This is a genomic window from Pseudoalteromonas holothuriae, from assembly GCF_945859825.1.
In the GTDB taxonomy this organism is placed as follows: domain Bacteria; phylum Pseudomonadota; class Gammaproteobacteria; order Enterobacterales; family Alteromonadaceae; genus Pseudoalteromonas; species Pseudoalteromonas holothuriae.
On record NZ_CAMAPC010000012.1, the window covers coordinates 18,201 to 33,141 of the forward strand.

At 42.2% G+C, this 14,941-nt stretch carries 3 protein-coding genes; all 3 read right to left on the reverse strand.

The annotated features are described in order from the left end of the window. Positions 1-177: 177 nt before the first annotated feature. Genes OCI93_RS14400 through OCI93_RS14410 form a run of 3 tightly spaced genes read right to left on the reverse strand, consistent with a single transcriptional unit; the run spans position 178 to position 14,941 of the window. Entirely contained in the window at positions 178-1,818 is a 1,641-nt protein-coding gene (locus OCI93_RS14400; RefSeq protein ID WP_261626690.1) for a cyclic peptide export ABC transporter, read from the reverse strand. Further along, on the reverse strand, positions 1,818-5,723 hold the full coding sequence (locus OCI93_RS14405) for an AMP-binding protein (RefSeq protein WP_261626691.1): 3,906 nt from the start codon (positions 5,721-5,723) through the stop codon (positions 1,818-1,820). The genes OCI93_RS14400 and OCI93_RS14405 overlap by 1 nt, the downstream gene beginning before the upstream one ends. Beyond that, on the reverse strand, positions 5,723-14,941 hold the full coding sequence (locus OCI93_RS14410) for a non-ribosomal peptide synthetase (protein ID WP_261626692.1): 9,219 nt from the start codon (positions 14,939-14,941) through the stop codon (positions 5,723-5,725). The genes OCI93_RS14405 and OCI93_RS14410 overlap by 1 nt, the downstream gene beginning before the upstream one ends.

Sequence of the window (14,941 nt, forward strand, 5' to 3'; positions counted from 1 at the left end):
TGTGAGTTATTGCATGCTCAGGACTAGACTTGCGCATGCTTTAAATCTACAGTGAACGTACTTATCGATCACATTCTTACCGATCAAAATACAATCGTTTTATGCAAAAAAATTATGGTAAAAACTTTGGTTGCTGGAGATTTAAAGTCTCCAGCGTCTTCAGTTTTTTGGTAGAAACTAACCTGCAGAAAATAACTTATGTTGATGGACATCAAACTGTATTAATTGTCCATAATCAAGTTTGTAGATTCTATCTGCCACATCAAAGTAATGATCATCATGACTTATGGCTATCACCGTTTTTCCATCACGCTGTAATTGAGGCAGTATCTCACGGTAGAACACCTCTCTAAATACTGGGTCTTGATCGGCAGCCCATTCATCTAGTAATAAAACTTGGCGGTTTTCCATATAAAGTAGCACTAAAGCCAAACGCTTTCTTTGCCCTTGAGATAATGCCGTTGTTGACAGCTTACCTTGCTGCACCGAAACTTTGCTGTTTATTGCCAAGCGCTCAAGGTAATGGGTAATTTTTTCATCATCTTGACTACTACCATGGGTATCAACAACATCACTAAATAGGTAAAAACTTGGGAAAATTGCAGAGAAGCAATTTTTTAACTGTGACCTATTACTATCATTAATCTGTGTACCGTTGAGTAACAGCTGGCCAGAGCTTTCTTTATAAAGTCCAGTTAATAGTTTGGCAAGCGTTGACTTACCGCTACCATTACCACCGATTAAGAAGATAAGCTCTCCTTTGTGCACCTCAAAGTCGATAGGGCCAAGCGTAAAGCCTGCTTCGCCATTATGTGTTGGGTACTGATATTGAACTTGCTTCAGTTGTAAAGTGTTAAAGTCAATGGATGTTGACTGTTTGGTATCGGCTGCTGAGTCGTCTTCATTGAGATCCAAACGATTGATGGCTTGTAAGGCAACATTACCTTTAATAACCGTTGGAATACTATCAAGAATCATAGACAAAGGAGTGCGCAAGAACATAATTGCGAGAATATAAGCAATAACCACATCTTGACCAACGGATTCAATCTTAAGGCCTGCAAAAAAGACCACACCTATAATGAAGAAGATCAGTAACGTGGTCCAATTTAGATTAACTGCCCAAACTACTTCAGCTTTTGCAGCTTGTGCACGGGACTCTTCTGCGGTTGGCAAAAACTGCTCATCAAATAATACGTGACGGCGTTTTTGGTTTAATGCTAACTCATTTCGGCCCTCAACTACTGCTTCGTAGTGCTGAAATAGTGTGTCGTCTAAACGTCTCACTTTAGTTAGCATGTGTTGTAACGAATTGGTGAGTTTGGCGTCTGTCCACACACCAAAAACTACTACTACGCATACAAATAAAAACAACAAAGGAGAAAGCCAAAGTAGATAGAGTAAACCAGCTAGCACTAAAAAGCTGTTGTACATAGCAACGGGTAATTGACGAGTGGCGTTAGAAACCATAGTGACATCACGCGTTAGCACGTTATAGATATCGGTACTGCCAAGCTGCTCTTGGCGTTCGATTGAGGTATTTAAGATGCGATTGACTAAGTTTTTGCGGAGTTTAAAAACCATGCTATAGCCAATATTAACCAATAGCACTTGAGACCACACACTACTTGCGAGTAATAAGGCCAATAGGGCGATGTATAAACCAATAGCACTTGGCAGGTTTGTTATGCCTTGCTCAATGACATAATTAATTCCTGCTATGATAGCAATGCCTGCAGACGCGCTGACCATACTGGCTAGCATGGCAAAGATGATATTTGACTTGGCGTCTTTAAGAAGTTGTTTTGTGATACTCATTATGCGTCCACCACATTGTGTGTTTTATCTAGATTGCTTAATAGTGTTTTGGCTAAAGTAGGGGTATTTAGAATGCCATAGTGATCGGCATCAATATAACGACACCAAAGAGCTTGGTTGCTGTATTGTTGCCATATCTGTGGGCTTGATTGATAACCGTAACCATGCCATAGCCAAATAGGCAGGTCTAGTTTGGGCATTGTTGCTTGATATAGCACATGTTTACTGTGCCAACGTAACATAAACCTTTGATATAAAATGCTTGTATCTACATCATCAAACATCTGCTGTTGCAGTAAAGGGTGATTAAGTAGCTGTGTCATTGCGCTTTGATAGTCACCATTAAGATCTTGTGTACACAGAGAAATTTGCTCAGCACTGAGCGGTATATTTTCAGCGGCTAAATAATCGTGAAAATCACTTATTAACTGCTGTGTGTTATCGGCTAAGTCAAGTTGCTGTGTGGGGTCAAAGTCAATTACACTGATAGCTTTTATATTAAAACCAAGTGATAACATTCTTTTTGCCATAAGCATCATTTGCTTACCACCAAGGCTCCAGCCTACCAATACTAAAGGACGGGATTTCAGCTCAAGCAGCTGCTCGATGTAATCATCGGTGATGATAGCGTGATCATCGTGGTTGCCAGTGTTGATTAACTCACGGTTAGGGGTTAATCCAAATAGTGGCACTTCATTTGCTAAATTATGAATGAACTGCTTGTGGTAATTAAAGTGGCCAGCCAAAGAATGCATTAAGACCATAATGGGTTTTGTTGATTCATCAAGCGCATCAGCTTTATCATTTAGCGCAATGAGGCGTTCAGTTTTATCTGTGGCAATTGAATGCTGCGCGTTAATGTATGCCGCGATTGCTAAGATAGATTTGTGCTTAAACAATAAATCTGTTGGCAGGTCAACATTCATTTCTTTACGGATCTTGGCAACGACTTTAATCGCAGCCAAAGAGTGACCACCAATATCAAAAAAGTCGGCTGTGACGCAAATATTCTGTTGTTGCAATACACTTTGCCATATTGCCAATATTGCTTGTTCGATCGCATTTTTGGCTGCAACGATAACCTGATTTTGCTGTGCTTTTGCGAGTACTCGTAACTGAGCTTGGTCTATCTTACCATTGGCATTGAGTGGAAACTCATTGATAGCGTAGATATGCGCAGGGACCATATAATTTGGTAGTTGCTGCGCCAAAAAATCTCGTACTTGAGAGTCGTTAAGTTGATAGCCCTGATGCATGATAACAAAGGCGAGTAATTGTTTGTTTTCACCTTCACCAAAAGCTTGCAGCGTAGCTTGCGCAACACCATTTTGTTGTAATAACAGGGCTTGAATTTCTGATAGGTCCAGACGAAAACCACGAATTTTTATTTGTTGGTCACTTCTGCCTAAAATACGGATTGCTCCATTTGCAGCTGCAAAAGCTAAATCACCAGTTCTATATAGCTTTTTGTCAGTTTTAGGTTGGTAAATATAAGCTTGCGCGGTTTTGCTTACGTCATTTAGATACCCACGGGTAACATTTTTTCCTGAGACATATAAATCAGCGCTTTGGCCACTGATGACAGGGTTCAACTGTTCATCAAGTAAGTGTATTTCATTGTCTCCAATGGTAGTGCAAAGGTGACTTTGACCGTGTGCTAGGTTAACTTTACCAATGAGTACGCCAACCGTTGTTTCTGTTGGTCCATAGTGGTTGTAAATGCGGCATTTCACAGCAAGAGATTGTAATCGCTCGATCAAACTAGGTTGAATAGGTTCGCCACCGAGTACGAGTACTTGCGAGGGTAAAATATTTTCTCCACAGGCCAGTAATGCTTCCAAATGGGAAGGGACGATTTTTAAACACTCTAGTGATTGATGGCTGTGGTTAACGTTTTTATAATACTCTGCGAGCGCTAGGCCATCGCTGGCTTCATTTTTACCGAGTAAGTGTACACAGCTTGCCGTCAGCCAAGCTGGAAATAACATGGTATTTCCCAAGTCAGCTACTAAGGTCGAAATTAAGCCATATTGACTTTGCTTTGGCAAAGCGAGCTGCTGCGTAATGGCTTGGCTATAATGACTGATCTGTTGGTGTTCAACCATGACACCTTTAGGTGTGCCTGTAGAACCCGAAGTATATAAAACATAACACAGGTGGTGGGGTAATATTTCAACCGATTGAAGCAGGTGTTTATGCTGTTTAAGATCGTGCAGTGATATTTTGTTTTCAGTGCTCAGTGTATTCAATTCACTCACCACGATGACTGGCTTAGCATCATTAATAATTTGCTGCAATCTTGCAATCGGTTGCTCAGGGTCCAGTGGTAAATAGGCGGCACCTGATTTCATCACCGCCAATATGCAGACCAATAACTCATAGTGTCTCGATAAGCATAAAGCGATAATATTGTCGGTAGATGCACCATGAGCTTGTAAGCTTGCAGCATATTGGTCACTTAAAGCATCAAGTTCTTGATAAGTTAGTGTGAAAGCACCGTCTTGAATTGCTATTTGTTTTGGGTATTGTTGCGCTTGCTCACGGAATAACGTGACTAGAGTTTTATTGTTATCTATATGCAAGTCACCTTGTTTATCAAGTAATGCCAGCTTATCGTTTTGACATACAAACAGTCCTGCACGCTCATCGTTTAGCAATACATCGAGCTGACTAAATTTTATTTCAGGTTGTTCAAGTGCTACCGCTAAAAGTTGCTCAAAGTGAGCTAATGCTCGAGTTATTACCTCATGACTATAGTATTGATGATTATAGAACAGTGAAAATTTTCCTTCACCTTGCTCTACAAAGTGATACTCCAGTAATAGTGGGTTGCTGGCAATGGGCATAGCCGTTTGCATTTCAATTAGGCTATTTTGCTTGTGCCAAAAGAATCCAGCGTGAGAGCGGGTACTTGCTAAGTTTGGATCGGTTACAAGGTACTCTTGATAGTCTTTAATTTCTGTAAATAATTGACTAAAACCCTGCGTTGCCCCCACAAGGTCGGCATTATTGAGTTCATAAAAAGGCACAACCAAAGGTTGAGTAAATAGACCAAAAGCTTGACTGAACTCTTCATAATCAAGACGGCTGTCGTGATAATAATCAAGTTTTAACTCGTTTTGATTCGTCAGCCTACTGAGTATATTGGTCCATACATTAATCACGATGTTTGCGCAGTCGCATTGTAGTTGCGTAGCAAGCTGGTTTAGTCGCGCTTGTAATTGAGGCGAAATAGCGCTAGATACCACGTTTGGTAGCGTACTTTGCACTTTAAGATCAGGCGCTTTTTCGATTAACTCAGCTTCAGATAACTGTGACACTGCTAGGTTTTGCCAGTAGTTTTTACCAATTTGAGCATCTTCATCAGCCACCAACTCAGTTAGCCACTCAATGTACTCTGGATACTGAATGGTTTCTTCCAATTGCATCTCACCGCTGAGTGTTTGGTATAAAAGGTAGGCACTATAATGATCAATCAGTAACGTTGATGCTACTAGCTGCACGGTCAAACCCGATTGGTGGGGCCAGCACCACACCAAAAGGTGTGGCTGTGATTGTGCATGTTCCAGCTGGGCTTGCTGTTCCATTTTGGCTTTTTTTTGTGCGAGTGTTTCACCGTCATTGCCAACCAGCTCATACTGATCTTTGACTAAAAAGTGCAATCTAGGTGTTTGCACTTGTTGTCTAAGAACATCGAATCCTTCTGGTTTTGCGACAAAACTCGACAGAGCTTGATTTGAATGCATCAAGCTATTGAGGTTTTGCTGTAATTGTTCTGCTGTTATGTTGTTTGCAAATTCAAACCAATAACTACGTAAAGTGTCGCTATTATATTTCGCTACTAACTGTTGTTGGCGAGCAAGAGGTAAGCCTAAATCTTGCGTAGTGTTTTTCCATGAGTTCATTATGCTTGCTCCTCATTGACAGAAAGTTGGCTGTTATTGACGACATCGTTATGTTTGACAGACTCAGGTATTTGCGTATTTGATGCACCGATTTCATAAATATCGCCCATCGCGACAGCAATTTTTCTTTCTCCTTCAAATGGGTCTCTAGCGTGCGCAGCCAACATGTTATCGAGCATAACAACGTCTGTCTTTTGCCAAGCAAATCTAACCGCACAGGCTTCATATAACTGGCTGATCACATCAATAACTTCTTGCTCTAATGGTTCTTGGTCGCCATAGCACACATTGCGGGGGAGATTATCTATGCCGCCAGTCTCTAAGAAGTGCTGTTTAACGTCTTCCTCTAGGAAGCTGTAATGGTGCAGCTGAATTTGGTTGAAAAAGCTCTTCTCGTTGGTGATTGGATGGGTGATCACTGCTGGGCAGACTTGACTAATACGCAAGTTATCATCGCCATACCATTGAAAGTCAATACCATTTTGGTTACAAATAGACTCCACTTGTTGCTTGCTATGGGTTTTAAAGAAGTGTTGCCAACTGACATCAAGAGAAGAAAAATTGCGTATATAACACAGCTGTTTTGTTTCAAGCTTTTCTCTGACTTGCTCAGGCAGTCGCAAGTACATTTCACGACAATCCACAATCGGCGTAGCACCACCTACTGCAGCATTTTGACTACAGTAAAACCACTGCCTTCTTGGCCATTGGTTTTGGTGCGAGCTTTCATTGTGATACATGATCATCTGCTCATTTGGATAAGGCGTAGACTTATAAATTTTGTTGCCAATATCATTTTTCGGTAGATCTCCATACATGGCGTATAATTGTGGGTAAATGGCTAAACAAAACTGCTCAAATTCTAATGCCGTTGGTAAATTAAATCCTCTAAACACTATGCCGCCATGCACTTGTAACCAATCCATAATTTGTACTTGGTTTTGTCTTGCCCAAGTGAGAGGGTCTAGCGTATTGCTCTGACATTGCACTAATAGTGGAAATGGACGGTCTTCATGAAGTGCTGCAGCCTTGACTAACTCCTTATCAGACTCTGTGTTTTTGAGCTTTTTTAACTTGTTAAACTTATTTAGTTTATTTAACTTTGTAGGGCGGCTGGTGGTAGGCATGTCGCTTACTTCCTTATGTACATGGATGTGCGTAAGTAAATTGTTCAGTGGCGCATTCGGGGTTTTACAAATTGTGCGCAGTAGTTGTGTGTACTGTTGGCTCAATAGTTCAATGGTCGATTTATCAAAAAGTTGCGTATTGAAAACCCAGCTTAATAACAGTGACTCTGCGTGTTTATCTTCATTGGCAAACAATGCGCAATCAAATTTTGCGTGTTGCTGTTCTGTGCTAATTGGCTCAATGTGCAAGTTACTGATGTTGAGTTGGTTATCTGGTGTGTTTTGCATCACAAATAGTGTTTGAATGAGCGGGTGCATACCGGCAAGACGCGTTGGCTTGATGGTTTCAACAATTTGCTCAAACGGTACTGATTGGTGTTCAAACCCATCTAAACATTGTTGTTTTACCTGTTGTAAAAAGTCGTTAAACCTTAGCGTTGCCTTAGGCTTGAACCTAAGAGGCAGTAGGTTAACGAAAAAGCCCAACATATCATGAGTTTGTGCGTGCTCTCTGTTTGCCACATCGGTGCCAATAATCATATCTTGGCACTTGGTTTGTTGAAAAATAAGACTGCTATATGCACTAATAAGCAGCATAAAGAGCGAACTTTGCTGTTGATGAGCAAGATTTTTTAGCTCAGCTAATAATGACTTATCTATTGTGACTTCAACACTGCTGCCCATTGTCTGTGCAACAGCATCGCGGGGGCGGTCAAACGGCAAGGCTAGTACGTCTTTTACACCTGCAAGTGTTTGTCGCCAATAGTTAACAGACTCTTGCTGCTGCCTCACGACCATGGGCGTGTTTTGCCAGTAGGCATAATCGAGATAACTCGGCTTTTCGGTTATGTCGCCACTCAGGGCATCTAAACTTACACTATTAAGCTGTTGGTAAGCATCCATTAAGTCATCAAGCAATAGCGTCATTGACCAAGCATCGGATGCAATATGGTGTTGAATTATCTGACAAACAAAATGATCGTTACCCAACTGATAAATAAATACACGAAGCGCAGATTCATGCTCTAGGTTAAAGTTTTGATTCGCAGCGTTTGCTAAATGTTGCTCAAGTTGGAGCGAATTATTGCTTAAATTGATTGTTTTGACTGCCACTGCAAGCGCTGGATTAAATTTTTGTACCGCTTGCTCACCATGTTGGTGGTACGTTACCTGTAAAATCGGATGTTTTTGTGTGACAAATAAAATGGCTTGTTTTAACTGAGGTATTGATAAGTCACCTCTGATACGCACAGCCGTTTGCATATTAAACCCAGCACTGGCGGGGTTAAGCTGCTGCATAAACCATACGCGTTGTTGTGCATTAGATAGCGGTAAATACGCAGGTTTGGGATTGAGATCGCAGAGCAAGGCAATATTTTGATACTTTGATGCGCTGATTAGTTTGGCTTGTTCGGCCAAGGTTGGCTGTTCAAATAAGCTTTTAAGTGGAATATTTAAGCCGATTTTATTTAGGTGTGATCGAAGTTGCGCTGCTAACAATGAATGGCCACCCAGTAAGAAAAAATCATCGTAACTGTGCAGGCGCTCAACTTTTAAAAGGCTTTTCCAGATACTCGCAAGCGTTTCTTCTTGTGGCGTAAGTGTTCTGTCAGTGCGTTGAACTGAGGCTTGTTCCCGTGTGATCACGGGTAATGCTGCGCGGTCAACTTTGCCATTACTGTTAACTGGTAACTCATCAAGCTTTTGCAAATGCTGTGGCACCATATAATCTGGCAGTGCTTTGCTTAAGTACTGCTTTAATAAGGCACTATCAGGCACACTGCTATCAGGGTGTGTCACGTAATAGGCAACCAGTTGTTGCTCTTTAATAACCACAACGGCTTGATTAATGGCGCTATGCTGCGTCAATACATGTTCGATTTCACCGGACTCAATCCGATAACCACGATGCTTTAGTTGAAAGTCTACGCGCCCAACAAATGCTAATACTGGCGATGCCTGTTCTTGTATCCATTGTACTTTATCACCCGTTTTATATAGGCGACCGAAATCAGGGTGCTTGATAAACGCAGCGTGTGTTAACTCAGTATCGTGCCGATATCCTCTAGCAACGGTTGGGCCACCAATATAAAGCTCCCCAGGTACCCCAAAAGGCGTTAGGTTCCTTTGCGAGTCAAGGATATAAAAATGATTGTAGGCAATCGGGTTGCCGATTGGAGGCTGGTTTTTGCTCACTTGTTGTATTTGATAGGCTGACGACCATATGGTGGTTTCTGTTGGGCCATACACGTTAGTGACACTTTTACTGTGTTGTTTCAATAGTACGGCCAACTGACTTGATAGTGCCTCGCCGCCACATACCGCATGGACATGTGCCAGTGATTGTTGTGCTGTGAGGCTCTGCTCATCTTGAGTCAACATAGTCCAAGTGGCGGGTGTCGCTTGTACTAAGTCAATGCGGTATGTATTGATAAGCCAGAACAGTTGTTGCGTATCTTTTTGCTGATCTTCATTTGCAATCACAACGCTGGCACCTGTCGTTAACGGCAAGTATAGCTCTAAGCCCGCAATATCAAAGGTGATTGTTGTTAGAGCAAGCGTGCGCTCAAAGCGTGGTAGAGTTTGTTCAATTGCTGTTAAGAAGCAAGCAAAATTGCCTCGCTCAATTTCAACGCCCTTAGGCCTTCCTGTCGAGCCGGATGTATACAAGGTATAAGCGAGCTGTGTTGAGTCGTAGGATAATTGTAAATTATCGCCAGCAAGGGTGCTTAGCTGAGTGCTCAAAACATCAAGGTTGATAATCTGTATGTTTAATTCAAATATCCGGCTTATAGATGTTTGCGACAATAGCATTTGCGGTTGTGCGTGTTCGATAATATATGATAAACGCGCTTTGGGTTGGGTACTATCTAATGGTAAATACGCGCCGCCAGCTTTTTGAATCGCCAAAAGCGCTACCAGCATCTGATAGCCACGAGGTAAGCAAAGGGCAACAAGCTTTTCTGCACCAATGCCGTTACTTTGCAAAAAGTATGCGAGTCGGTTGGCATCAGTATTTAATTGTACATAGCTGTAATGTTTGTTATCGGCAATCACAGCCGTTTTTTGCGCTTGTTGTATCACTTGGCGCTCAAAACGCGCGATAAAGTCGTCTTTTGCATCCGCTTCTCGATTGAGACTAGCATCGCAATGAGTTTTGCTGGCAGCGTTTAACGCTTTATCTACTGAGCTTAGTGTCAAAGCGGATAATGGCGTTTGTTTTGCTGTTGGTAACCAACTTAGGATACTGAGGTAATCTTCAAACAGCTGTGCAATGGTTTGTGCAGCAAACAAGTCTTGATTATATTCAATTTGTACCACTAAATTATCACGGCGTAGCAGGTTAAAGCTCAGTTCAAATTTGGTGCTAACCTCATTATGCTCAAGCGCTTCAAAATCAAGTTCAGGCAATGACAAACTGCGCTGTTTTAATTGGTCATTCTGATAGTTAAATAACACCTGAAAAACTGGCGGTCTGGCTAGGTTTCTAGCTGGTTTGAGCTCATTAATCAATGTCTCTAGTGGCATGCTTTGGTGTGCTAAGTCAGCTTGTAGTGCCTCGATATGTTGCGTCAACCAATCAACTGTTGCAAGGTTGGGCTTAATTTGCGCGCGATTAATCAGAGTATTAATAAATACACCCACAATATGCTGACTTTGCACATTTTCTCTGCCGCTGACTGGGATACCTACAGCAAAATCATTTTGTTGTGTATAGCGCCACATCAGCAGCTGAAAACCTGCGAGCAATAAACTAAATGGTGTGCCATTAAGTGTGTTGGCGTACTCATCTAATTGCCTGACAATTGCTGGGGGGATGGTCCACTCTTGCGTTGCACCGGCATAATTTTGTTGGCTAGGCATTGGTTTATCGTACGTCAGTGCAAGTTGGTGAGGCATATTCGCTAAGCGTGATAGCCAATAATCAGATACCGAGTCATCTACGCTTTGAGATTGTTGGCGAATACACCAATCAAAATAACTGGTTTGCTCTTGCAACTGTGGTGCTGGCACATTATCGGATTGATATAGCTTTAATAAGTCTTGAATGAGTATACCCATTGACCAGCCATCGGTTGCGATATGGTGAATATTAAACACCAGAATATGGCTGTTGGCATTATTGGCGATTGGTAATAGACCGATACTAAGCACCTTACCTGTGCCTAGATCAAGTGGCTGATGCACAAGTTGTGATGCATAATGCTTTGCAGCGATTTCATCCATAGCAGCATGCACGGTGAGTGGCTGATATGTGTCGACTAATTTTTGTAATACATCGTCACGCTCTTTATCTGTTATATATTTGGTGCGTAGCATCCAGTGCTTATCGACCAAAAGTTGACAAGCAGAAGTTAACCTATCAAGGTCAATGTTGCCTGTTACTTTAAAAGCCGCAGGGAGGTTGTAGGCAGTATTCTCAGGTTCAAGTTGTTGCAAGAACCAAATACGTTTTTGTGCAGCCGATAAAGGTTGAGCTTTTGTTAAATCTACGCAGAACTGCTCTTGCTGCGCTGGGTTATCAAGCGACTCATTGGTTATACCATTATCACTTATTGGGCAAGCCGACAGAGCCAATGACTGTGCGGTTGGATTTTGCTGCAGTTGCTTTGGCATCACCGATATGCCTTCTTGCTTGGCCAGTGCGATGAATTGCAGGCTTAATATCGAGTCGCCCCCTCGAGTGTAAAAGTTATCAGCAGCACTGAGTGAGTTATCGCGCAAGATATGCTTAAATAAATCGAGCACTTTTTCTTGATAGGCTATTGCTTGCTCGCTTAATTGCACGGCATCATTTTGATGCGTTGTAATCTCTTTGCTTAATGTTGTATTCGCGACAGCGGCGATGTTAGCCAATTGACGATGCGTTACGATGTCTTTTGGCATTAATTTCACCCCTTGATTGGCAGCTAAGCCTATCATCTGCAGGCTCATTATTGAGTCGCCGCCTAGGGCAAAAAAATCATCAGTTGGTTTAATTTGCTCTATTTTTAACAATGTTTGCCAAATTTTAGCAAGGACTTGCTCCACATCCGATAGTGCGCGGTTAGGTTGTAAATTTGGCGCTGATTTTAAGTTAGGTAATGGTAGCGATTTACGGTCAACCTTGCCGTTGTTATTTAACGGCAGTGACTCTAGAACAAGCCAATGATCGGGGTGCATATAATCAGGTAAAGCGCTGCTAATCGCTTGTTTTAATGTATCAATCACTTGTTGCTCATTGGAAGCTGATTGCTCAAGTGTTAACCACGACAGCAGTAGCGCTTTGCCAGACTCAGGCGCTTTTTGCAGTAAAACGATGGCTTCACTGACGTGTGGTTGTTGACATATCCATTGGCTAATTTCGTTTAATTCGATTCGGTATCCACGACGTTTTACTTGATCGTCACTGCGACCCATAAACTCAAGCAAACCTTGATGATTAATGCGCACTAGATCGCCTGTTTTGTAATAACGCGGGTATTTTTGTGGTTGCACAAATAACTGTGCCGTTTGCGTTGGATTTTGCCAATATCCCAGTGCCAGTTGATTGCCACTGACACATAACTCACCCACTGTACCGCGCGGCAAAAGCTTTCCTTGGGCATTTCTCACTGTTATTGAATTACCAGGTAAGGGGTTGCCAAGCGCCGCGACTGAACTCAAGGTAGAATGTAATGTGTTGTCTAATAAGGTGGCACAAATACCTACAGTACTCTCACTTGGGCCATAGTGATTTACGACGTTGAGTTTAGGTGATAACGCCTTAATCCGAGCGAGCACACCTTGGTTTAGCCCTTCACCGCCTAAAAATAGCGTTCGCTTGGGTAAAATGTGCGCTGGATTTTTAACACTCAACAGCGCGTTTAAATGAGATGGGGTGATTTTTAAACAATCCACTGGGTGGTTGACTAAAAATCTAGATAGGGCATTGGGGTCGGCAATGGTGTCTGCGCAAGGTAATACTAAACACTGACCTTGATAAAGTGCGCCAAACACCGAAGTTAAACCGAGATCTGCTGCAACGGTTGCCAGAGTGAGCCAGCGGCTACCTGCTGGTTGTGGGAATTGCTGTGCGATAGCTGCGCTGTAGTGACTTATCGCTTGGTGTGATACCACAACACCTTTTGGCTTGCCTGTCGAGCCTGAGGTGTAAAGAATATAAGCGGGGTCTTGTGGCGCAACTTGATATGCACAATGTGGGCGTTGTTCGTTGTGTTGCACACAGATAAATTGCTCACGTGAAACCTGTGCAACTTGAGCAATCGATGGGATGTCATAATGCTTGTCACTGAGAATAAGCTTAACGTCAGCATCGTGACAAATTTGTGCAAGGCGGGCAACAGGTTGTTTAGGATCGAGCATCACGCAGACAGCTCCTAATTGCCAACTAGCAAGCATTAAGGTTACTTGTAGTGAGGTGCGTGGCATGACCATCGCCACATGGTTATGCGCTTTAATACCTTGTTGTTGTAACCACAATGCCGCGTATTCGATATCTTGAACTAATTGCGGGTAATGAATGCATTGCTGCGCGTCAAATAACGCAACCTTAGTTTCGCCGTGGTCATTGCATGTGGCAAATTGACGTATGCGCTCTGTTAACAGCTCTGGCGTTTCGACTAATGCAGGGCCATCTATTTTGCTCTTACTGATTTGTGAAGCTATGTCAGCAAAGCTGCAATTTGGGTTGCTCAAACAACCGTAGAGTATTGCTTGAAAGTCAGTCAATAATTGCTTCACAGTCGATGGCAAGAATCGCTCTGTGCTGTACTCTAAATCTAAACAAATTGTTTGATCGTTTTGTTCAACCACTCTTAAAGTCAGATCAAAGCGTGCACTATTTTGCTCCATACTGAGCACAGAGCCATGACTATTACCTAGTTTAACTGCTGCTTGATTTGCTAAGCCAACATGAATAAACATGACGTTGAATAGCGCCAGAGCGCCAGAGCTACTATCGTGATTAAGTAAACTTGCTAAGTGCTCAAAAGGAAAGTCTTGATTGTCAAAGGCTTCTGTTGATGTTTTTAAACAATGCTTCAGTGCATCTTTAAAGCTTTCACAAGGGTCAATAGAATGACGAAGCACCAGAGTATTCAGTAAAGGTCCCACTAAATGGCTAAGCTCAGCTCGGGTTCTATTTGCGATAGAACTACCAAAGCAAAAATCGTGTTGATCGCTATAGTGAGCTAAAACCCACGCAAAGATAGTTTGCAGATAGACGTATAATGTAGAGTTTTGCTGTGTAATTGCGCGTCGCAGCACGACACTGGTATCTGCATCTAAGATTAACTGCTCAATTTGTCCTTCAAAAGTACGCAGCTGATTTACAGGAGAAAAGTCAAACGGCAAGTTAAGTGTAGGCGGTAAATTTTCAAGTTGTTGCTGCCAATAGTCTTGCTGAGTTTGATAGTCTTCACTTTTTAACCATTGATTTTGCCACGTAGCATAGTCTTGATACTGAATACTCAATGGTGGCAGTGTGACGTTTTGGTCATTTACAATAGCATTGTAAAGCTGCACTAATTCTTGATTAAAGATATCAAACGACCAAGCATCAAAAGCCACATGATGAATATTTACAAATAACCAATATGCCGTTTGGCCTTGATATAATGACACTCGAAAAGGAACTTCAGCACTTAAATCAAACTGATAGTTTTGTTGCTGTGCAAAACATGAGCTTAGCCATGCGTCCTGATTGCGGTTTTGCTCTTCGCTTAATGGCACCGGCGTTAAGTTTAGTTGGATATTGTCTTGCTGATAGCTGTACCAATTTCCTTGCTCATTTTGTTTAAAGCACGTCCTCATCACTTGGTGACGTTTAACTAATTGCGTTAACGCTTGTGCGAGTGCATGCGGGTTTAGCTGTAAATCGAATTTAACCACTGTACAGAGGTTGTAAAGAGCGCGGTCCGCCATCTTTTCTGCCACTAAAAATCGCTGTTGAGCAACTGAAAGTGCGTAGGTTGAGAGCTTTGTCTCTACTATGGGTAGTTTCCAACTATTAATCCCTTGCTGTGCAAGCTTTTGGCGAAACAGCTGCTGCTGTTTCGGGTCGAGTTTATTTAGTCGCTGCGCGATTGATAAAAATTGAGATTGCTGCAT

Excerpts from the sequence above, each read along its gene's own strand:
- OCI93_RS14410 (WP_261626692.1), bottom strand. The coding sequence starts at position 14,941 with ATGCAGCAATCTCAATTTTTATCAATCGCGCAGCGACTAAATAAACTC.
- OCI93_RS14400 (WP_261626690.1), bottom strand. The coding sequence starts at position 1,818 with ATGAGTATCACAAAACAACTTCTTAAAGACGCCAAGTCAAATATCATC.
- OCI93_RS14405 (WP_261626691.1), bottom strand. The coding sequence starts at position 5,723 with ATGAACTCATGGAAAAACACTACGCAAGATTTAGGCTTACCTCTTGCT.